Origin of the sequence: Chromatocurvus halotolerans, assembly GCF_004340525.1 — a bacterium.
Taxonomy (GTDB): Bacteria; Pseudomonadota; Gammaproteobacteria; order Pseudomonadales; family Halieaceae; genus Chromatocurvus; species Chromatocurvus halotolerans.
In genome coordinates, this window is the sequence record NZ_SLWX01000001.1 from 179,191 (window position 1) to 201,224 (window position 22,034).

The following is a 22,034-nucleotide window of genomic DNA, read 5'->3' on the forward strand; positions in this document are numbered from 1 at the left end:
GCAGCGCCCGGCGGGCAAGTGATTTCAGGCACATATCTGGGGGTCCTCTGGCATGGCCGCTATCCTAGCTTCCACAGCGCGCGTTGCCAATGTCAGCTCGCCCGGCGGACCACCCGGCACAGACTGCGGTGATTGGGTAGACTCGACGCCCCGCTGCATGACGCGATGGCAGATCTCGCGGATACCGACCCTGGCAGGTATTGCAATCGCACAGTTTAATGAGAATAATTAGCGTTATCACTTTTTCACAGCAAGAGGTTCGCATGTTGACCACGCACTCCCCTCGACGCCCCGGGACCCGACTGACTGTGCTGTTTGCAGCCGCCGTCACCACGGCAGTCCTGTCCGCTGGCACTGTCGCAGAAACACTGAACATCTACTCGGCGCGCCAGGAAGCCCTGATCAAGCCTCTGCTGGACCGCTTCAGCGACGAAACCGGTGTCGAGGTCAACCTGGTTACCGGAAGCGGGGACGCACTGATTACCCGGCTGACGACGGAGGGCCGCAATTCCCCCGCGGACGTCCTGCTGACCAGCGACGCGGGTCGCCTGTACCGTGCCAGGCAGGCGGGCGTCCTGCAGCCGGTCTCCTCTGATGTGCTGACAGCAGCAATTCCGGCAAATCTGCGCAGCCCGGACAATCTCTGGTACGGACTATCGGTTCGTGCCCGGGTGCTGATCATCGCGCCGGATCGCGTGAATACCGACGAGCTCCAGGATTACGAAGATCTCGCCGACCCGCAGTGGAAAGGTCGAATCTGCGTGCGCTCGTCGGGCAACATCTACAACCAGTCTCTGGTAGCCGGCATGCTCGCACAGCAGGACAGCGCGCAGACCCAGGCCTGGCTGGACGGCTTCGTGCGCAACTTCGCGCGCCCGCCGCAGGGCGGTGACCGCGACCAGATCAAGGCTGTGGCTGCCGGCCAGTGCGATGTTGCGCTGGTCAACAGCTATTACCTCGGTGCGATGCTGCAGTCCGACAATGACGAGGAACGCCAGGCAGCGGAGCAGGTAGAGCTGCTCTGGCCCAATCAATCCAACCGCGGTGCCCACATCAACATCAGCGGAGCCGGGGTCACCCGCGCGAGCGAGCAACCCGACCTGGCACGCCAGCTGATCGAGTTTCTGGTTCGCGAGGACAGCCAGCGCTGGTACGCGGAGACCAATAATGAATACCCGGTGCGCGACGGTGTCCCGCACAGCCGACTGCTGCAGGCATGGGGTGACTTCAAGGCGGATGCTCTTGATGTCAGCGAGCTGGGCCGGCTGAATGCACAGGCAGTGATGGCAATGGACCGTGCGAATTGGAAATAGCCGCAAGCGCTGACCTTACTGTCCACCGGCCGCGCCGCATTTCCCTGTGGCGCGGCGGCATGCTCGCAACCTCGCTGGTCATTGCCCTGCCGGTTCTGGTGATCATCGGCAGTCTGTTCGGCGGGTACAGTCCAGCGTGGGAGCACCTGATAGACACGGTGCTCGGCGACTACGTCGTCAACTCCGTTCTGCTGATGCTGGGTGTCGGTGCCGGTACACTGCTGCTGGGCGTCAGTGCCGCCTGGCTGACTGCCATGTGCGAGTTTCCCGGTCGACGCTTCTTCAGCTGGGCACTGCTGCTGCCGATGGCGATGCCCGCCTACATCATTGCTTACACCTATACCGGAATGCTGGACTACGCGGGACCGGTGCAAAGCCTGCTTCGCGATACCTTCGGCTGGGGCTATGGCGACTACTGGTTTCCTGAAATCCGCTCGCTGGGCGGCGCCGTCTGCATGCTGTCGCTGGTGCTCTACCCCTACACCTACCTGCTTGTCCGCGTCGCCTTCCAGGAACAATCCACGGCGGTACTGGAGGCCAGCCGAAGCCTGGGAAAAACCCTGCCGGCAACGTTTTTCCGGGTCGCCCTGCCGCTCGCACGACCGGCAATTGCAGCGGGTGTCAGCCTGGCGCTCATGGAGACCCTGGCCGACTACGGGACCGTTTCCTACTTCGGCGTCAGCGCCTTCACCACCGGCATATTCCGCACCTGGTATGGCCTCGGCGAACTGCAGACCGCCGCACAGCTCGCCGCATTCCTGATGCTGTTCGTGTTCATGCTCTTTATTCTGGAGCGCCAGTCGCGCCGACGCCTGCGTTTCTACCGCACCGGGACGCGCCAGCCACCGCGTCGGATCGCCCTGTGCGGCTGGCGCGCAGTCACAGCCGTCGGTCTGGCGTCGGCAATTCTCGTTTCCGGTTTCCTGCTGCCCGCCTCCCAGCTGGCCATCTGGGTCCTACAGGATCCCGCGCGCGCGGCTCAGCCAGCCTTCCTCGCGCTCGCGGGCAACAGCTTCCTGCTCGCCGCGATTGCCGCCGCCTGTTGCCTGCTGCTCGCCCTGTTCCTCGGCTACGGCAAGCGCCTTTTCCCCGGCTTTGCCCAGACCACGGCGAACGGCGTGGTCAGCATGGGTTACGCCGTGCCGGGTACGGTGATCGCGGTGGGCGTGCTGATACCCTTTGCCTGGTTCGACAATGTCGTTGACAGCTGGCTTCGTGAGACGTTGGGGGTATCTTCCGGTTTGCTTCTCAGCGGCACCCTCGGCGCGCTGGTGTTCGCCTACGTGGTGCGCTTTCTTTCGGTTTCCCTGCAGACGGTGGAATCCGGCCTCGCGCGCATACGTCCCAGCATCGACGAATCGGCGCGGTCACTGGGTTATCCGCCTCTGTCCCTGCTGCGTCGCATTCATATTCCCATGCTGCGCGGCAGTCTCCTGACCGCCCTGCTGCTGGTCTTTGTCGACGTGCTCAAGGAGCTGCCAACAACCCTGATACTGCGGCCCTTCAATTTCAACACGCTCGCGGTGCGCGCTCACGAACTGGCGTCGGACGAACGACTGGCAGATGCCGCACTACCGGCGCTGGCAATCGTGCTGATCGGTCTGCTGCCTGTTATCCTTCTCACCCGGAATATGGCCAGTGACAACGCCGCTTCATGACCCAGCAGCTCGATGTAAACCGCGTCAGCGTACGCTTCGGTGATTTTACCGCCGTCGATAGCGCCAGCATCACCCTGAACAAAGGCGAGATCGGCTGCCTGCTCGGGCCCTCGGGCTGCGGCAAGACCACGCTGCTGCGTGCCATCGCCGGCTTCCAGACGATCAACGAAGGCCAGATCAGCGTCCGCGGACGCGTCCTGAGCACGCCGGACATGCAGGTCAGTCCGGAACAGCGCCGGGTCGGTATGGTTTTCCAGGACTTTGCGCTGTTCCCGCATCTGAATGTCAGTGCGAATGTCGGTTTCGGTCTGCGCCACCTGCAGCGACGGGAGCGCGAGTCCCGGGTCAGGCGCCTGCTGAAAATGGTGTCCCTGGACGATTACGCCGGGGCCTGGCCGCATGAACTCTCCGGCGGACAGCAGCAGCGCGTGGCACTGGCCCGGGCGCTTGCACCGGGGCCGGAAATTCTGTTGCTGGACGAGCCCTTCTCCAGCCTCGACAGTGAGTTGCGCACCCAGCTGGCGTCGGAGGTCCGCGACCTGCTCAAGGCCGACGGCGTAACGGCCATACTGGTCACGCACGACCAGCACGAGGCCTTCGCCATGGCGGACCAGGTCAGCCTGCTGCACGACGGCCATATCGACCAGACAGACGTGCCTTACAACCTCTACCACAGGCCGGCAAACGCCTTTGTCGCCCAGTTCATTGGCGGCGGCAGTCTGATCGATGTCACGGTGAACGCTGACGGCGAACTGAACGATCGCCTCGGCGTGCTTGACATGAAATCCCGCTCATTCGCGCCCGGGCAACAGCTGCGACTGCTGATCCGCCCGGATGACATCGAATATGACGAGAGCAGCGCTATCCAGCTGCGTGTGGTAGAACGCGCCTTCCGCGGCGCCAACTTCCTGTATGAGCTGCTGCTGCCCGACGGGCAGCACGTGCCCTGCCTGGCCCCGAGCCACATCGCGGCCGACAAGGGCAGCCTGCTGCCCGTGCGTTTCAACCTGCAGCACGTGGTAATTTTCAACGGTGAGCATCAGGTATTTACCTGAACGGGTATACTGGCGCTATGCGGAAAATTGATCGCACATTCACCACTGCCCCGATGATGGACTGGTCCGACCGGCACTGTCGCTACTTCTGGCGACAGCTGACGCGCCGGGCGCCGCTGTACACCGAGATGGTCACGACCGGCGCATTGATCCACGGCGACCGCGAACGCTTCCTGTGCTTCCGCGCCGAGGAGCACCCGGTGGCACTGCAGCTCGGTGGCAGCGACCCCGCCGATCTTGCGCGCTGCGCGCGCTGGGCCCAGGACTTCGGGTACGACGAGGTCAACCTGAACTGCGGATGCCCGTCCGACCGCGTGCAGTCCGGCGCGTTCGGCGCCTGCCTGATGGCACAGCCGGAGCGCGTCGCCGCAGGCGTTGCGGCGATGCGCGACGCCTGCGATCTGCCGGTCACGGTGAAGCATCGCATCGGCATTGATGACATGCAGCACTACGAGGACATGCTGGCTTTTATCGAGCCGGTTGCCAGAGCCGGCTGCGGAACATTCATCGTGCACGCCCGCAAAGCCTGGCTGCAGGGTCTGTCGCCGAAGGAAAATCGCGACATTCCGCCGCTCAATTATGACTGGGTGTACCGGCTTAAGCGCGACTTCCCCGCACTGGAAATCATCATCAACGGCGGTATTCGTGATTTCGAGGCCTGCAGCACTCACCTCGCCCACGTCGACGGCGTCATGCTTGGCCGTGAGGCCTACCAGAACCCCTGGCTGCTGTCCCGGGTGGACTCGTATTTCTACGGCGACAGCGATCCGGTAACGACGCCGCACGCGGTGGTCGACCGCATGCTGCCCTACATCGACAGTGAACTTGCCTCAGGCACCGCGCTCAAACACATCACGCGACATATGATGGGACTTTTTTCCGGTCGTCCCGGCGCCCGACGCTTCCGCCGCCATCTCAGCGAAAACGCACACAGACCCGGCGCGGAAGGCCGGGTACTTCAGGATGCGGTGCAGGCGATGCATGGCGTAGCGGCCTGAGTGCCGCACTTCCTGCCCCTGCGGTACCCATGGGAGACAGAGCATGACATCCAAACTCGACCAGCTGCGGACCATGACGGAAGTGGTTGCCGATACCGGGGACATAGAGGCGATCCGCCGCTTCAAACCGATTGACGCAACCACCAACCCTTCCCTGCTGCTGAAGGCATCTGCCCTGCCCCACTACGCGGAACTGATGCAGCGCGCGCGGGAGTGGGCAGCCGGGCAAGGCGGCGACGAGGCACAGCAGCTGGCCAACTGCTGTGACCGGTTCGCGGTGGACGTGGGCCGGGAGATTCTGGCACTCATACCGGGACGGGTTTCAACGGAGGTAGATGCGCGCCTGTCCTTTGACAGCAACGCCACCCTGGAGCGCGCGCGGCGACTGATCGGACTGTACGAAGCCTCGGGCATTTCCCGCGACCGTGTACTGATTAAGATCGCCTCCACCTGGGAAGGCATACGCGCCGCCGCCGAACTCGAGCGCGAGGGCATCAACTGCAACCTGACGCTGCTTTTCGGTTTCGACCAGGCGGTCGCCTGTGCCGATGCCGGTGCCTATCTGATATCGCCCTTTGTCGGCCGCATACTGGACTGGCACAAGGCCCACTCTGACCTGACCCTGGCGAGCGCCGAGGACGACCCCGGCGTGCAATCGGTGCGCCGGATCTATGCGTACTACAAGCATTACGGCTACAACACCGTGGTCATGGGCGCCAGTTTCCGCAATACCGGCGAGATTGAGGCGCTGGCCGGCTGTGACAGGCTTTCCATCAGCCCGGCGCTGCTTGAGGACATGGCACAGGATGAGGGCCACCTGCCCCGGCGGCTGAGCCCGGAAACCGCAGGCACCGAAGAGCCACGCATTGTGCCGACAGCGTCGAGCTTTCGCCTCGGGCTCAACGCTGACGCCATGGCCACGGAGAAACTCGCCGAGGGTATCCGCAACTTCATTGCCGATCAGCTCAAATTGGAAAAGGTCATCAGCCAGACATGATAAAAGCACTGTCTACACTGTTTGAAATCAACACGCCAGACAACGACGATGCCAGCCCTGAGCATCGCCGTCATCTTGCCGCCGCAGCGCTGCTGATCGAGACCGCCCGGGCCGACTTCACACAGGACGGCGTTGAAGAGGCGTCGATGATGGCAATGCTGCAAAGCAGCCTGGGGCTGTCAGACAATGAAGTCGGGGAATTGCTGCGCCTGGCGAATGAGGAGGTGGATGCGGCGACGTCTCTCTACCAGTTCACTCGCATCGTTAACGATCACTTCACGCCCACCCAGAAAACCCAGCTGGTCGGCGACATGTGGCGGGTCGCTTACGCCGATGGCAATGTCGACAAGTACGAGGAGCACCTGATCCGCCGCGTCGCCGACCTGGTGTATGTCGCTCATGAAGATTACATCAGGGCCAAGCTTTCCGCGGCCAACGCCGCCGACTGATCAGGAGGCCTCGAGCACGGCCATGAGGTCCCGAAAACGCTCGGCATTTTCGTCGCTGACACCCATCAAGGCACGATGGGCCTCTATTACGCGCTCTTTTACCGCGTCCTCGCTGCCCGGAACCAGGGGAATATCCTCAACTTCGACGGAGCTGTCGTTACAGGCGTTTTCGTGCAGTTCGAACAGTCGCTGGAAGCCCATGCTGTGAAGCAGCCGATTGATACCATCGTCGCAACTGTAGATCGCCGGTCGGAATCCGTGCTGGGAATAGACACGCTGGGCAAGGCGCGCAAGCTGCCCGAGGGTGGTGCTGTCGAGCCCCTCGACGTCACACAGGTCTATCCACACGCTGGCGAAGGCGGGGTCGTCGAGCATCTGTGTAATATACTCGTCGATGGAGGTGCACAGCGTCATGCGCACATCCCCGGTGAGACGCAGAACATAGGCACCCCCCTGCGTGGCTGCCATCACCCGGCCCTGCGTCACCTCACAGTCTCTTGCTCAGGAACAGCGCCGCAATATCGTCCGGCGCGGTTTCCACGGAATCCAGACCCAGGCGCGTGACCAGGGTAGCCGGTGACTCATCCTCGCGGCGAAAAACGTCCAGAAAGAATTGCTCCTTCTCTATCAGATTCTTGGGTGGCAGAATTTCCAGAATGCCATCTGAAAACAGCGCCAGCATAAAGGTGTCGGGCAGATCGATTGACTGCTGGCTGAAGTCGGACTCCGGCATCATGCCGACCGCCGTCCCGCCGCCGCTAAGATACTCCGCGCCACGCCCCGACACCAGGACGGGCAGCGGCAGGTGTCCGGCGATGCTGTAGGTCAACCGGTTTGCCACCATGTCGAGCACCGCGACGATCATCGTAGCGAATTTGTCAGCCCCGAGGTCGAGAAGTTCCTTGTTCGCCAACTCCAGCATTTTTACCGGTGACAGCACCGTGGCATCGCTGCGACGCAGAAAGTCGGAACGCTTGCGCGCAAACAGGTTTTTCAGCAGGACCGTCGCGAAGGCGGATGAGCTGCCATGGCCGGAGACATCGGCCATGAAGAACACCACGTAGTCTGTGCCCACCGTAAAGTAATCCGTGAAATCACCGCTCAGGTAGAGCGAGGGAATCACGGTATGACTGAAGACATAATCCCCCAGAACCAGAGGCGTCGCCGGCAGCATTCGCATCTGCACCTGCCGACCGGCCTGCTGGTCCTGCTCCAGCACCCGGACCGTGCTGTTGAGCTCGCGATTGGCGCGCTCCAGCCTGCGACGCGACTGCCTGAGTTCCCGGCTCATCTGGCGCTGCCGTACGCAGCGATCCATCGACTGAAACAGAGCCTCGGGATTCTCCACGGGGCGATGGAAAAAGTCACTGGCGCCCAGCCTGAGAGCGGCCATCATGTTTTCCGCCGAGGCTTCGTCGCTGAACATGATCACGGGGACCACGACGTTCATCTCAGTGAGTGTGCGTGAGGTATCCCCCCAGCTCACGTCCTCCAGGTCAAGATCGCTGAGAATCACGTCAAGTTCGCTGGCTGCACTGAGCGTGGAAGATGCATTGGCGACGTTGTTCGCAGACTCGACCGTAAAACCGGCATTCTCTACCAGCTGCATCAGTCGACCTGCGCGGTCCGGATCGTTGTCGATGACCAGCACCTTGCCGCTGTGTGTCATCCTGGGGCTCTTTGCTGGAAAACGTATGCGGACACTACGCCGCCATTTTCGCGCAGACAAGTCGAAGGGACGGGTTTGGGCAACAATTCACACTTTTCCGCCACACGACCCCGGGTCCTCAGAACTCTTCTGCCCAGTCATCCTCGTAATCCGAAAAATCGTCCTGGACGTCGCCGCCGCTGATGAATGAGCGACGCTGCTGCAGATAGGCATCACGCACGAAAATGTAGCGATCTCCCGAGATCAGCTGGTCCGCCTCGAGCAACTGGGCGCGCAGGCTCACCAGCTCCAGAAAAAACATGCTGTTGCGTAGCGCCACCTGATCGACCTGTGCGGTGGGTGAGGCCAGCGTGTCGAAGACCGTGCCCGTGCCGCTGCGCAGCGTACGCGGACCCAGGAGTGGAACCATGATGTAGGGCCCCTCGGGCACGCCCCAGACGGCCAGGGTCTGGCCGAAATCTGTGCGCTCGCGCTTGATACCCATATCCGAGGCAACGTCAAACAGGCCGAACATGCCAAGCGTGGAATTTACCGCCACACGACTGGCACTGGTGCCCGCCTCCCCCAGACGCCACTGCAGCAGCGAGTTCAGAGTGTTGGTCACGTCCAGCAGATTGGCAAAGAAATTCGAGACACCGGATTTCGCGGGGCGCGGCACCACACGGTCGTAACTCCGGGCTACCGGCTTCAGGACACCCCGGTCAATGACATCATTCATGACGAAAAGGGGCCGATTAATCGCCTCCAGGGGATCATCATTGCGGGCGTCGACGCTGGCGCTGGCACACGCCAGCAACAACGTTGCCATAACAGCTCTCAACAGCATTTTTTCTGTTTCTATCCTCTTCTTTAGCCGCGAAAGAGTAACACGAGACGCCGGCAGGTGCGCATTCCGGCTTGTGACCAGGTAGACGTCTGGGGCGATGATTAATTCCATCCCCTGAGGGCTTCCTCGACAACCTGCCACTGCCGCCGCAGACGCTTCTCCGACACCGGTTGTGATGTCCCCAGGTGCTGTGCAAACAGCGAGACGCGGAATTCCTGCAGCATCAGCCAGTAGCGGGCCGCTTCCACGCTGCACAGAAGCAGGCCTGAATGCCGCTCACGCGCGTCTTCCAGCGGCTCGCGCAGCCCCTCGAGCAGCGCCTGGCACTGTGCATCCTTCTGCGGCTGGGCGGGCATCCGCTCGACGCGGACCTCAACCGCTTTCAGATAGCGGGGGAACTGTGCAAGAGACGCCGGCGCCGTCTCCACGAGAAACCCGGGGCGCAGCAGGTCCGCGAGCTGCTGCTCCACATCGCTCGCCGCTTCCGTCCAGACGCGCGCCTCCCGGGTCAGGCGCGGTCTCAGGGCCGCCAGCGGTCTCAGAGTGTTGATAATGATCTGCTCGACGTCCTGGGCGACACTCACGAGAAGCCGGTTTCCTTCACTCAAGGCGTCGCGGAACCCGCTTTCACTGCGGCAGTCTCCCCCCCAGAGCCCACTGGCATTCAGCACGATGGCAGACAACATCTCATCCACAAGGACATCGCGCTCCAGACCTGCCGCTGCCAGCATCAGCTGATTCTCGTTCCCGCGCAGGAGCTGTTTGCGCAGCTGCTTTACCGGCCGTGACAGGCCGAGCTGCAGCAGGCGCGCCAGCCCCAGCCGGTGTGACAGCCAGGCTTCATCCGCGTAATCGAACAGCTCGATGGATACACTATCGCCGCGGTCGACCAGCGCGGGATAGGCAACGATTTCCATGCCTGACTGTGTGAAATGCCACTGCGCCGGAAGATCGCCAAACTCCCACCGTAGCAGCCCGCTTCTGCGCGGCCCCGCATCGCCGGTGGCACTGACCTCAAGGGCCGTCTGATCCCGAAAACGATCGACAAGCGCCGCGAGATCCCGCCCCTCACCAAGTACCGCACCCTGCTCGTCGACTACCTTGATATTGGCGGAGTAGAAAGGCTCGAGAGCGTCTGCCGACCAGTCCGCCGCCGATACCCTGGCGCCACCGCGACGGCTGAGCGCCTGTGCCAGCGCCTCACGCAGCGGGACATCGGCCGGCGTGAGCACCGGAAGAACGGCATCGACCACGTCTGGCGCAGGCACGAAATGCTTTCGCGTTGCCTTGGGCAATGCCCGCAGCAGTGCAATGCACTTTTCTCTCAGCAGCCCGGGAACCAGCCAGTCGAAACGATGGCGCGGCACGCGGTTCATCAAGGCAACGGGCACCGTTACCGAGACACCGTCGCGCTCGCCACCGGGATCGAACTCGTAACTCAGCGGATAGGACACACCCTCCCAGTCGATATGATCGGGAAACAGCTCCCCTACCGCGGCACCGGGATCATTTGCCAGCAGCAGATCGCGGGGGGCCTTCAGCTGAGAGTCGACATCGGGGATTCGCTTCACCCAGCGCGCCAGCGCTGCCGCAGTGAAGATGTCCGGCGGAACCCGCTCATCGTAGAAACGGTAGAGGGCCTCTTCATCCACCAGAATATCGCGCCGTCGTGTGCGCGCCTCGAGGTCGGCGATCTCCTCCATCAACGCCAGGTTGTGACGCAGGAACTCCGGCGGCGAACGCCAGCGCCCCGATACCAGTCCTTCGCGCAGCATCAGCTCCCGCGAGACAGCGGGATCAATCGGGCCATAATGCACGGGCTTGCCGTCGCTGATGGTGAGCCCGAAGAGAGTGACCCGCTCCGTCGCGACAGCACGGCCCTGGGCTTTCTGCCAGCGCGGTTCGTAATGATGCCGCTTGAGCAGACGCGGGTTGATATGCAGCAGCCAGGACGGCTCGATAGCGGCGGCCGTGCGCGCATATACCTTGCTGGTCTCGACGATTTCCGCCGCCACCAGCCAGGGGGCGGGTTTGACGTGCAGCACCGAGCCCGGGAATACCTGCACTTTGCGATTCCGGGCAGCGAGATACTCGCGACCCTCGTCGCGCTGGGCGATGTTCGCCAACAGACCCGCGAGCAGGGCCTTGTGTACGCCGGCATAGTCAACGGCGCCATTTGCGGCACGGCTGGTGCGGGTCACGGCGTCCACGCCGTCAGTGCCGGGCTTGTCAGCGGCGTCGCCGGCATCGGTCGACACGGACGCCAGCGGGGGCACCGCAATCCCCTGTTGACGACAGGCAATGCTGAGCTGGCGGTGAATGTCCCGCCATTCGCGCATGCGCATGAATGACAGAAACTCACGCTGGCAGAGCTTGCGCAGCTGGTTCTGGCTGAGGCGCTGACGCTGCTCCTCGTAGTAGCGCCACAGATTCAGCCAGGCGAGAAAATCCGAGCGTGGATGCCGGAAGCGCGCGTGCGCCTGATCGGCCTGCTGCTGCTTGTCTGCAGGTCGCTCCCGCGGATCCTGCACCGCCAGTGCGCTGGCAATCACCAGCACCTCGGCGACGACGCCATCGCTCTGCGCAGCAAGAATCATGCGCCCCAGAAGCGGGTCCACCGGCAGTCGGGCGAGCTGCTTGCCAAGCGCGGTCAGTCGATGGCCCCGGTCCACCGCGCCCAGTTCGTTGAGCAGCCGATATCCCTCGCGCACCATCCGCGGATCGGGCGGCTCGATGAACGGGAAGTCCTGAACCTCACCCAGGCGCAGGTAGAGCATCTGCAGAATGACGGCAGCCAGGTTGGTGCGCAGGATTTCCGGATCGGTATAGGCCGGCCGCTGCAGATAGTCCTGCTCGCTGTACAGACGCAGGCACACGCCCGCGGCCACCCGGCCACAGCGACCCTGGCGCTGATCCGCGCTGGCGCGGGACACAGGCTCCACGGGCAGACGCTGGATGCGTGAGCGCGCGCTGTAGCGACTGATACGCGCGTCCCCGGGGTCGATGACGTAGCGGATACCCGGGACCGTGAGTGAGGTCTCGGCGACGTTTGTCGCCAGAACCACGCGCAGGCCGGCCTGTTTGCCGGGATTGAACACCCGCGCCTGCTCGGCCTGGCTCAGCCTCGCGTAAAGGGGCAGTGTCTCCAGGCCCGGTTCGCCGCGCAGCGCCCGGGCCAGCTCGCGGATTTCCCGCTCTCCTGGAAGAAAAACGAGAATGTCACCACGCGTGCCATAATAGCCATCGCGTATCAGACGCAGCTGTTCGAGGATATCTTCCTGCTGGTCGCGCTCATTGAGCTGGTCGGCGGGCCGCTCGATATAGTGCGTCTCTACAGGGTAGGAGCGCCCGGGCACCTGAATGATCGGCGCGCCCTCGAAATGCTCGGCGAAGCGCTCGACGTCAATGGTTGCCGAGGTAATGATCAGCTTGAGGTCGGGTCGGCGGGGCAGCAGCTGGCGCAGATAGCCGAGAATGAAATCGATATTCAGGCTGCGCTCATGGGCTTCATCGATAATCAGCGTGTCGTACTGGGAGAGCTGGCGGTCGCGCTGCAGCTCCGCCAGCAATATGCCGTCCGTCATCAGCTTGACCGCCGTCGAGTCGCCGATGGTGTCCTGGAAACGCACCTGGTAGCCGACCAGCGCACCCGGAGGCGTACCCAGCTCCTCGCCGATCCGCTGTGCCACATTGCGCGCGGCGAGTCGGCGCGGCTGGGTGTGACCGATGCGCCTGACGCGGCCGCGCCCGAGCTCGAGGCAGATTTTCGGCAGCTGCGTCGTCTTGCCCGAACCGGTCTCCCCTGCCACCACAACCACCTGGTTTGCGGCGATCGCGCGGGCAATCTCTCCCCGCAGCTGCGCAACCGGCAGCTCCTCGGGATACGTGACCGGCGGAACGTCGCGTGGGGCTTTTTCAGCTTCTTGCATGGGGTGTCAAGCGCCTGTCCGGGTGGCCCGCGCCGCCCGGGCTGAGGGTCTAGCGCGTCGCGGTATTGTCGCGAGGAATAAACTGGTCGGGATTGAGGTACATCAGCTGCAGCATGACAGCCGGCTGGCCGTCACTGGCATCCGCACCAAGCACCATCACGTTGGTCCTGCCATCTTCAATCGTGGGCGCTGTAACCCCGAAAATCATGACATTCCTGTCATGCTCCGCATGGAAGACCTTGACCTTTTTCTTCTCCTTGAGAACCTCGACAAGATTGGCAATCAGGGTCGTCAGGCTGGCGCGAAAACTGCCATAATTCAGTCGGCCCTGGAACTCCGAGTTATCGAGACGAACATCAAAACGCACCTGCGACTTGTCTTCCATCTCGATTCGGGTCAACGCGACGCGCGCCCCCTCATTGAGCTGCCGATACAGGTTTTTGGCGTCGGTGCGGCTGGCTTCCAGGAAGGCCCTGCTCAGCAGATTCACCGACAGCGTCAGAAACTTGTCCTGTGGGATGGATCGGGTATAGGTCGCTTCCATCGCTGCCTCTCTCCGGGTTCGAGGCGGCAGTCTAAACGCTGGCTGATGCGAAAACCAGCGGCCTTGCTCCCTGTTAACAGAGGAATTGTGTGATCAATCGGGACAACAGACTCTGGGCACCCTGTGAAGAGGCCGACATCGAGTGGACCGCCGCGGGCGCTCCTCGCTCGCGCATGTATGGCGACATATACTACTCGACCGAGGATGGACTGGCGGAGAGCCGCTACGTTTTTCTCGAGGGTAACCGGATAGCCGAGCGCCTGGATCTGCAGCGAAGTGCGGTGTTCCGGGTCGGTGAACTGGGCTTCGGCAGCGGACTGAACTTTCTGCTGACATGGCTGCTGTTTCGCGAGCGCGCCGCAGGCACCGGGATGCGGCTGCATTACTGGAGCTGCGAACGCCATCCACTGGGTTGCAGTGATCTGCGCAAGGCATTGGCAGCCTGGCCGGAACTTGCGGACCTGGCAACGCAGCTGATGGCACTTTACCCCCTGCCTGTTCCGGGACAGCACCGCTGCCTTTTCGATGGCGGCCGGGTCACGCTCGATCTGTGCTGGGAAGATGCCGGGGACGCGCTGGCCGATCTCGCCGGGAGCGGCCTCGGGGCTATGGACGCGTGGTACCTCGACGGCTTCGCGCCCTCGGGCAATGCCCGCATGTGGGACGCCGAGCTGTGGCAGTCGCTGAGTTGCGCGAGCCGCCCGGGCGCCACGGTATCCACCTTTACCGCCGCCGGTGACGTTCGCCGCGGCCTTGAAGCCGCCGGCTTCGCCATGCACAAGCGGCGCGGATTCGGCCGCAAGCGCGAAAGTCTGCAGGGTACGCTGGTCTCAGCAGTGACACCGATAGCAGATACTGTGACCCCCTGGGACAGGTACGGTCCGCGAGTGCCCGACACATCGTCGGTCATCGTGATCGGCGGCGGGCTCGCGGGCTGCATGACCGCCGCAGCCTTTGCCCGGCGCGATATTCCGGTCACCCTGATGGAGCGCGACACACTCGCCTGTCGCGGCTCCGGCAATCCCCAGGGCGTTATCTACACACGCCTGTCTCATCGCCATTCCGCACTCACAGATCTTTCTGTTCTCAGCTATCTTTACGCCCTGCGTCTGTACGCCGGCATGTTCGATGAGGGGTCGCTGCGTCAGGGGCACGATGGTGACCTGTGCGGCTGCTTCCAGATGGAGACCGAACGGGGACAATTCACCCGCATCCAGGCGGCGTTGCGTGAAGTGCCCGGGCTGGCCGGGATCATCAGTGCTGAAAGCGCGGCCGAACGCTGCGGCTTCTCCCCAGCCCGCGGCGGACTCTGGCTGCCCGCCTCGGGATGGCTTGATCCCCGCGCGGTCTGCGCTGCGGCAATTCAGCACGAACGCATCTCGCTGGTTGACGCCTGTGGCGGTATCTCCCTCGAACGCAGGGACGGACACTGGGTCGCCTCATCGGCGCACGGCAACAGCCACCGCGCTGCCATTGTCGTCATCGCCGCAGGTGTCCAGAGCAATGCCTTCCCGCAGCTGGACTGGCTTCCCCTGCGCTCAGTGCGCGGGCAGACAAGCACCCTGCCCGCCTCATGTCTACCGGAAACACCCCGGGCTGCCTTCTGCCACTCAGGCTACCTCGCTCCGGCCCGCAGTGGCGAACACTGCCTGGGCGCGACCTTTGATCCCGGCGACCCCGACGTGAGCCTGCGCCGGGATGATCATCGCTACAACCTCAACCGGCTTGCCGAGGCCGTACCAGACTGGGAGCAGGCACTGGGTGCTGTCGATATTGCCGCACTGGAGGGTCGCGCGGAGCTGCGCTGCGCGTCGCCGGATTATCTGCCCATGGTCGGAGCCGTACCGGACCCGAAGGACTGGGTTCAGCGTTACGCGGCCCTCGCGGAGAATGCGCGCCGCGTGATTCCGCAAACCGGGAACTATCACCCCGGGCTCTTCGTGAATACCGCGCACGGATCCCGTGGCCTCACCACAACGCCCCTGGCGGCCGAACTGATCGCCAGTCAGGCCTGCCGGGAGCCAGCCCCGGTCAACCGCCAGCTGTCGCGCGCCCTGGCGCCGGGACGGTTTATCATTCGCGATATTATCAGGCAGGGTCGGCAGTCATGAGACGCATTCTTGCAATCCTGGTTTTTCTCGCCATGCCGGTTCTGGCCGTCGATGAAATCGGTTTCTGCGTTCTGGAACAGCGCGAGCACCCCCGGGAGAACTTTGTCCAGGGGCTGGAAATTGTCGATGGCGTTCTGCTGGTCGGCACCGGCAATTATGGTAAGTCCCGACTGCGGCGCTATGACTTTGACAGCATGGTCCTGATCGATGAGCAGGCGCTTCACCCGCGCCTGTTCGGCGAGGGCGTGACCCAGCTCGACGACCGTATCTACCAGCTCACCTGGCGCTCCCGGCTCGGCCTGGTGTATCGCGCGGGTGATCTCCGGCTTCTCGGACGCTTCAGCCTGGCAGGAGAGGGCTGGGGCCTCACGAACAACGGCGAGCAGCTGATTTACAGCGACGGAACGGCTACCCTGCGGTTTCTCGATGCGCAAACCCTCGACGTCAAGAAAAGCGTGACCGTAACGCGACATGGCAGACCGCAAACCCGTCTCAATGAACTGGAGTGGATAAACGGTCGTATCTGGGCCAATGTCTGGCAGACCGACGACGTCGTCATCATCGACCCGGACTCTGGCACAGTGGAGAGCCGCCTAGACCTTGCGGGGCTGCTGCCGGCCAGCGCCCGACGACCTGACACGGATGTTCTCAACGGCATCGCCTACGACAAGGACAACGACGCGCTCTGGGTAACCGGCAAGCACTGGCCCTTTCTCTACCGCATCGGGACGGTAGCATCGGGCAGCGCCCGGGGCTGCGATGACGCCCGGAAGGGCGCAACTGTGCGCGAGTCGCGTTAGAATGCACTTTTCACTGCTGACAGGACTGCCATGACTATCGCCCACACGCCCCCCCCCGCCGTTCACGCCAGCTTCCGGCAACTGCAGGATGTGGCGATTGATGCCCTGAACCTGCGCGTGCAGCACTTCGAGCACCGCGAAACCGGTGCGCAGCACTATCACCTTGCCAGCGACCATAACGAGAACGTCTTTCTTGTCGCACTGCGCACGGTGCCGGAAGATTCCACCGGGGTCGCGCACATTCTCGAGCACACCGCGCTTTGCGGCAGCCAGCGCTACCCCGTCCGCGATCCATTTTTCATGATGCTGCGGCGTTCCCTGAACACCTTCATGAACGCCTTTACCAGCGCCGACTGGACGGCCTATCCCTTTGCCAGCCAGAATCGCAAGGACTTCGATAACCTTCTGGATGTCTACCTCGACGCTGTGTTCTTTTCCACACTGGACCCGCTGGATTTTGCCCAGGAGGGTCACCGCGTTGAGTTTGCCGAGCCGGGCAATGCCGAGAGCGAGCTGGTGTTCAAGGGCGTGGTGTACAACGAGATGAAAGGCGCGATGAGTTCGGTCAGCGCCACCCTCTGGCAAACTCTGTGCGAACATCTTTTTCCCACCAGCACCTACCACTACAACTCCGGCGGCGACCCGGCGCGCATACCCGACCTCAGCTATGAGCAGCTGAAAGCCTTCTACCGCAGTCACTATCATCCCTCGAACGCCATCTTCATGACCTTCGGCGATATCCCTGCCATTGAGCACCAGGCGGTATTCGAGGACCGGGCGCTGCAGCATTTTACTCGCAGCGACGCACGCATAGCGGTAAGCCCGGAGCAGCGACTGAGCGCACCGCAGCGCATTCACAGCAGCTACGCCTTCGATGAGGACAGTTCCTGCGCCGGGAAAACCCACATTGTAGTGGGCTGGATGCTTGGCGAAAGCACCGACCTGGAGCAGCTGCTGGAAGCCCAGCTGTTGACCTCCGTGCTCCTCGAAAACAGTGCCTCACCGCTGCAGCACGCCCTGGAAACCACCACACTCGGCGCTGCTCCCTCACCGCTTTGCGGCCTGGAAGACTCCATGCGGGAAATGGTCTTCTCCTGTGGTATCGAGGGTAGCGAAGCCGACAGGGCCGAGGCACTGGAGACGCTGGTTCTCGACGTGATTGGCCGGGTGGCCCGTGACGGTGTTTCCGAAGCGCATCTGCAGGCCGTGCTGCACCAGCTGGAGCTGCATCAGCGTGAAGTGGGTGGGGACGGCTTCCCCTATGGGCTCAGCCTGATTCTGCAGGCACTCGGCTGCGCTACCCACCATGCCGACCCGATTCCGGTGCTCGACCTTGAGCCCGTGATTCTGTCGCTGCGCGAGAAGATCAGCGATCCAGGCTATATCCGCGGACTCGCCCAGCGCCTTCTTCTCGACAATCCCCACCGGATAACCCTGGTGATGTCGCCCGATCCGGCCCTCTCGGCGCAGCGGGCTGCCAGCGAGCGCCAGCGCCTGGCCGCCATCAAGGCCGGGCTCGATGAAGATGGCAGGCAGGCCATTGTGGAGCGTGCGGCCGCACTGCAGGCACGTCAGCAGGACAGCGTAGATGCCAGCCTGTTGCCGAAGGTCACACTCGCCGACGTACCCGCTGAGCTGCCGCGGATCACCTACCGCGAACACAGCCATGACGAATTCGACATTACCACTTACGAACAGGGAACCAACGGCCTGGTCTATCAGCAGCTGGTGGCGCCGTTGCCGGCACTGGATGACGCAGAACTGCAGCTTCTCGGCCACTACACCGGTATGGCGACAGAGCTCGGGATCGGCGGCGACAGCTACCTGGACACCCAGCACCGTCAGTCGGCCTGTGTCGGCAGTATCCGCCTGTCAGCGACCCTGCGCGGCAGCGTTGACAATGAGCAGGACATAGCGGCAAACCTGGTCCTGTCGAGCAAGGCGCTTCGGCGCCAGACCGGCGATCAGCTGTCGCTCATGCGTGATACGCGCGAGACGTTGGCCTTTGACGAGCTGCCTCGCCTGCGTGAACTGGTCTCGCAGCAGCGTGCAAGACGCGAACAGTCCATCACCGGCAATGGTCACAGTCTGGCGATGGCTGCCGCCTGCGCTGGCATGAGCCCACTGGCGCGACAGCAGCACCGCGCCTCGGGCCTCGAAGGCATCCGTGAACTGCGCGCACTGGATGAGCGCCTGCGCAATGACAGCGAGCTTGAGGTCTTCGCCGGGCAACTGTCTGCGCTGCACGCGAAGCTGAACAGAAACCGACCGGAGCTGCTGAGTATCGGTGAACCGGGCTCGTCCGACGACATGGTTGCGGAGGCTCGCAAGTTGCTCAGCGGTATCGGACAGGAAGGTCCGGAAACGACGCTGGCGATGTCTGCCCTGCGCGATCGGCGTGGCGAGTGCTGGATCACCAATACCCAGGTCAACTTCTGCGCGAAAGCCTACCCGACCGTGCCCGTTGGACATCCCGATGCCGCGGCGCTGACCGTCCTCGGCGCCTTCCTTCGCAACGGTTTCCTGCATCGCGCCATACGTGAGCAGGGCGGGGCCTACGGCGGTGGCGCCAGCCAGGATTCCATTGTTGCGGCCTTCCGATTCTTTTCCTACCGGGATCCGCGCCTGGCGGAGACCCTCACGGACTTCGACGAGTCGGTGGTCTGGCTGCGCAAGGAGCAGCATGACGCCTCAGCGGTCGAGGAGGCGATTCTCGGTGTGATTTCCGGCCTGGACAAACCGGCCTCGCCAGCAGGCGAGGCCAAGCAGGACTTTCACAACCGGCGTTTTGGTCGGGATCACGCGCAGCGGATGCTGTTCCGCCAGCGTGTTCTCGCTGTCACGCTGGAGGATCTGCGTCGGGTGGCGGAGTCCTACCTGGCACCGGAGCGCGCAAGCATTGCCGTGATCACCGGCGCTGCGCAACGCGATGCCAGTGCCGCGCTGCGCCAGGAGCTGGACCTGACGCTCTGCGAGCTGTAACGCCGCTGCAGCCGGAAACTGCGCGGCGCGCTGACTGTGCCGATTGCGGAGTTTCGGGACACATTCGTCTGACGCCGCTTACCGGCCCAGATGCGGGCGCTGAATCAGTGGTTGCGCGCGATCGACAGCGAACCAGTCGCTTAGGACCGCAGCCTCTCCAGCGGGCATTACCAGAAGCAGTCGCCCAGCCGTGCTGCCGTTGAGCGAAAATACCCGCGCAAAGTCGGCAGCGGAGAACAGCCGGTTACCCCAGGATGGATCGGCGACCTGAATATTGCCGTGCCTGTCGACACCCCGAATCAGCGTGAAATGCGGCTCTCCCTCGGGCTCGATATACGCAATGGCGGGAACGCTCAGGCGCGAAAGCGCCTCGGGACGAATGCTCACCCCCTGTGCGCGCAACCCGTACTGGCGCGCCAAGGCCGCGAGCAGCGCCAGAGAAACGCCCCGCTCCTGGAGTCGCTGTCGCCGCGCACGCTCGGCCGGCGCACTATCACCCGCAGGGCGGGTAGCCGTGAGCACATCGGCATCCGGAAGTCCCAATCTCGCAAGCAGATCCGACTCACTGGCAGGTTGATCGAAATAATGCGTCAGCAGTGTCGCCAGCGCGGCCAGACCACAGCTGAAATCCCTCTCCTGTCGCACCACACCCGCATCGCGCAACGCCTTCCAGTCGCGGAACCCGTCGATTGTATTGGCTGTGGCGCTGTGCCCCTCCAGAAAGTTAAGAGCTATCAGCCCGCCGGCCAGCAAGCTCACCGCCCGCAGCGATGGCCGCCGGGGCATTGCCAGTCGGACAGCGCAGCAGGACGTGCTCAGCGGCACCATTTCAGTCAGCCTGCGTACTGGCGCTGACGTCACCGGGCGCGCTCTCCATCTCCTCCAGGGCCCGCTGCCGCGCGAACCACCCTGTCAGCACAACGCCGATAACGAAGAGACTGGCAATCACGCTCACCATGGCGCCGGCAGAATTGCTCTGAGCGGCGTAAACCAGAACCAGCACGGCAAACAAGGCCAGCGTGTACAGGCCCATCCACCGGTACCAGTAGCGGTCCCTTCGCCTGTTGAAGGTGGTCTCCCACTCCCTCTTCTGCAGCTCAGGATGTTTCATGCGCGCTTCTCTCGTTTGCAGAGCCTCGTTTCCAGAGCCTCATTTTCTGAGCCTCGTGTTAAGAGCTTCGTTTGCGACGGCATATCAGGTGTCTTGCTGTGGCCCTTCCATCTCGCAGGGTCTGGCAAACGAAGCGCCCGTCACCTCAAGCGTAGAAGTTCCACCGCCATGAGGCAACGGGCATTATCGTTCAACTACGGCGTTTTCAGCGGATCTGATAGCAGCCGGTACAGCTGCCCGTCCCCCCATAGGTGGGGACATAGATCCCCCAGTAAAGACCCATCAGACCGATATCCACGCCGGCTATCGCCAGCGGAATCGCCAGCAACGGCATACGACCTCGGGTGTCTTCCATGGCCTGCGTATCGAGCCGCTCAAGAACCGGTATATCGCCGCCAAAGGCATTGCCGAGATCAACCGGCTCTTCCGCATTGCCGCTGGCAAACGCGGGCGCGGACACGAGGGCTGCAAGGACTGCAACCTGCGAGGCTTTTGCAAGTTTTTTCATGATGACGCTCCTTGTCATTGTTGAAGAATGTAGACGCGACAGCTGTCGCGCTGACTCACGTCCTGCGGTTATCGAACAGCACAGGGCGTCGATCCCACTCACGGAAACCGGTATAGCCACTCCAGGTCAAATCCTGCGCCGCCATCTGACCCGGATGTGGATATGTGGGTGTTGAGGAAAAACGTGGAGTGACGGCCAGCCGCGTAACCCAGGCCCAGGCGTAACGCCGTGGCGATGCGGGGCTCGACGACGCCGACAGGATCCTCGCCGACCTCGCGGTACTGCATGGAGAAGCCGCCCACCAGCGTGACATTGGCGTTGACCGCGAAGTTTACCTGCGGCGCGAGCACCAGACTGTGCGCTGCAGGCGCTGCAAACGCCACGCTCTCGGGGAAACGCTGATAGCGGTAGCGGCCGGATACAGACAGGACAACGGGATCCAACGACCGATAGCCGGTCACGCCAAGCTCGAAGCCGTCAAACCACTGCGAATCGAGACCGGGCAGGGCCGGACGGGACACCAGATCGGCTCGCGCATCCAGCAACACGGCCGGTGCACCACGCTCCGGCAGGGCGAGCCAGCTTATACCAACATCGGCCGCATAGCCCTCCGCGCGCTGTGCTGCAGCGCCCGGGTCGCGCCAGCGAGTCTGTCGGTGTGTCAGTCGGGCATTCAGCTCCATGCGAGGCGCCACCCCGTAGCGGGCACCGATAGCGGTAAAACCCTGTCCGGCATGACTGTGCGCGACTGAAAGCCGCGCCGCACCCGAGGATGACTCACGCTGGGCAAGCACCGGCTGTCGGCGCTGCTGCCACTGGGTCTGTACCGAGACGGTGAAGGTCGAAGGCGGCATCAACAAGGCATCGATAGACAATGGCAGCTGCGCCTGCGCCGCGACCGGACACATCGCGATCCACAACGGCAGCGAACGGTCCCGACGCAGCGAATGCTTCACGAAAGCTTTCGACTGTCTGCAATGCCGTTCAGACCCAGGCTCGACGCGCATGTGCTGGCTCCTTTACCGTGACATCTCCAGCATCGGCAAAAACACCGGCAAACGGTAGCTCAGAAACGCTCTCTGAT

The 22,034-nt window shown here is 63.1% G+C and carries 18 protein-coding genes; 9 read left to right on the plus strand and 9 right to left on the minus strand.

Annotated features, from left to right (window positions below):
* The first annotated feature begins 263 nt into the window (after positions 1–263).
* From EV688_RS00840 to EV688_RS00865, 6 genes are read left to right on the plus strand one after another with little or no spacing between them, the layout of a single operon-like run.
* Positions 264–1,313, plus strand: coding sequence for a Fe(3+) ABC transporter substrate-binding protein (locus tag EV688_RS00840; RefSeq protein ID WP_117316418.1), 1,050 nt, complete (start codon positions 264–266; stop codon positions 1,311–1,313).
* A complete protein-coding gene (locus EV688_RS00845; protein ID WP_205686566.1) occupies positions 1,304–2,971 on the plus strand; it encodes an ABC transporter permease in 1,668 nt (555 codons plus the stop codon). The genes EV688_RS00840 and EV688_RS00845 overlap by 10 nt, the downstream gene beginning before the upstream one ends.
* Positions 2,968–4,026 carry an ABC transporter ATP-binding protein gene (locus EV688_RS00850; protein WP_117316422.1) on the plus strand — a complete coding sequence of 353 codons (1,059 nt, stop codon included), beginning with the start codon at positions 2,968–2,970 and terminating at the stop codon, positions 4,024–4,026. Before EV688_RS00845 ends, EV688_RS00850 begins: the two co-directional genes overlap by 4 nt.
* A 17-nt stretch (positions 4,027–4,043) precedes the next feature.
* Positions 4,044–5,024 (plus strand): tRNA dihydrouridine(20/20a) synthase DusA, encoded by a 981-nt coding sequence (gene dusA, locus EV688_RS00855; RefSeq protein WP_117316423.1) that lies wholly within the window; start codon positions 4,044–4,046, stop codon positions 5,022–5,024.
* Between the two features lie 43 nt (positions 5,025–5,067).
* Complete coding sequence (tal, locus tag EV688_RS00860; RefSeq protein WP_117316425.1) at positions 5,068–6,021, plus strand: transaldolase; 954 nt, start codon at positions 5,068–5,070, stop codon at positions 6,019–6,021.
* Positions 6,018–6,470, plus strand: a complete 453-nt coding sequence (locus EV688_RS00865; RefSeq protein ID WP_117316427.1) for a tellurite resistance TerB family protein — start codon at positions 6,018–6,020, stop codon at positions 6,468–6,470. Before tal ends, EV688_RS00865 begins: the two co-directional genes overlap by 4 nt.
* Here EV688_RS00865 and EV688_RS00870 read toward each other — a convergent pair whose 3' ends face one another.
* The 5 genes from EV688_RS00870 to EV688_RS00890 all read right to left on the minus strand — a co-directional run bounded on the left by EV688_RS00870 (position 6,471) and on the right by EV688_RS00890 (position 13,438).
* Positions 6,471–6,956 (minus strand): STAS domain-containing protein, encoded by a 486-nt coding sequence (locus EV688_RS00870; RefSeq protein ID WP_117316429.1) that lies wholly within the window; start codon positions 6,954–6,956, stop codon positions 6,471–6,473.
* A gap of 1 nt (position 6,957) precedes the next feature.
* Complete coding sequence (locus EV688_RS00875; protein ID WP_117316430.1) at positions 6,958–8,139, minus strand: PP2C family protein-serine/threonine phosphatase; 1,182 nt, start codon at positions 8,137–8,139, stop codon at positions 6,958–6,960.
* Positions 8,140–8,257: 118 nt separating this feature from the next.
* The gene (locus EV688_RS00880; protein ID WP_117316432.1) at positions 8,258–8,947 is read right to left on the minus strand and encodes an MlaA family lipoprotein; all 690 of its coding nucleotides are present in this window, start codon (positions 8,945–8,947) and stop codon (positions 8,258–8,260) included.
* A gap of 119 nt (positions 8,948–9,066) precedes the next feature.
* Complete coding sequence (hrpA, locus tag EV688_RS00885) at positions 9,067–12,894, minus strand: ATP-dependent RNA helicase HrpA (protein ID WP_117316434.1); 3,828 nt, start codon at positions 12,892–12,894, stop codon at positions 9,067–9,069.
* A 49-nt stretch (positions 12,895–12,943) separates the two neighbouring features.
* The gene (locus tag EV688_RS00890) at positions 12,944–13,438 is read right to left on the minus strand and encodes a hypothetical protein (protein WP_117316435.1); all 495 of its coding nucleotides are present in this window, start codon (positions 13,436–13,438) and stop codon (positions 12,944–12,946) included.
* 89 nt (positions 13,439–13,527) lie between these two features.
* Between EV688_RS00890 and mnmC the strand changes: the two genes are divergently transcribed.
* Genes mnmC through EV688_RS00905 form a run of 3 tightly spaced genes read left to right on the plus strand, consistent with a single transcriptional unit; the run spans position 13,528 to position 19,331 of the window.
* On the plus strand, positions 13,528–15,549 hold the full coding sequence (gene mnmC / locus EV688_RS00895) for a bifunctional tRNA (5-methylaminomethyl-2-thiouridine)(34)-methyltransferase MnmC2/FAD-dependent 5-carboxymethylaminomethyl-2-thiouridine(34) oxidoreductase MnmC1 (RefSeq protein ID WP_117316437.1): 2,022 nt from the start codon (positions 13,528–13,530) through the stop codon (positions 15,547–15,549).
* Complete coding sequence (locus EV688_RS00900) at positions 15,546–16,349, plus strand: glutaminyl-peptide cyclotransferase (RefSeq protein WP_117316439.1); 804 nt, start codon at positions 15,546–15,548, stop codon at positions 16,347–16,349. The genes mnmC and EV688_RS00900 overlap by 4 nt, the downstream gene beginning before the upstream one ends.
* A gap of 30 nt (positions 16,350–16,379) precedes the next feature.
* Positions 16,380–19,331, plus strand: a complete 2,952-nt coding sequence (locus EV688_RS00905; protein ID WP_117316441.1) for an insulinase family protein — start codon at positions 16,380–16,382, stop codon at positions 19,329–19,331.
* A 78-nt stretch (positions 19,332–19,409) separates the two neighbouring features.
* Here EV688_RS00905 and EV688_RS00910 read toward each other — a convergent pair whose 3' ends face one another.
* From EV688_RS00910 to EV688_RS00925, 4 genes are all read right to left on the minus strand, one after another.
* On the minus strand, positions 19,410–20,192 hold the full coding sequence (locus EV688_RS00910; protein WP_131917522.1) for a C39 family peptidase: 783 nt from the start codon (positions 20,190–20,192) through the stop codon (positions 19,410–19,412).
* Entirely contained in the window at positions 20,161–20,442 is a 282-nt protein-coding gene (locus EV688_RS00915) for a hypothetical protein (RefSeq protein WP_117316445.1), read from the minus strand. The genes EV688_RS00910 and EV688_RS00915 overlap by 32 nt, the downstream gene beginning before the upstream one ends.
* 205 nt (positions 20,443–20,647) lie before the next feature.
* Positions 20,648–20,950, minus strand: coding sequence for a hypothetical protein (locus EV688_RS00920; RefSeq protein ID WP_117316446.1), 303 nt, complete (start codon positions 20,948–20,950; stop codon positions 20,648–20,650).
* A 98-nt stretch (positions 20,951–21,048) separates the two neighbouring features.
* Positions 21,049–21,906 carry a hypothetical protein gene (locus EV688_RS00925; RefSeq protein ID WP_117316448.1) on the minus strand — a complete coding sequence of 286 codons (858 nt, stop codon included), beginning with the start codon at positions 21,904–21,906 and terminating at the stop codon, positions 21,049–21,051.
* Positions 21,907–22,034 lie beyond the last annotated feature (128 nt).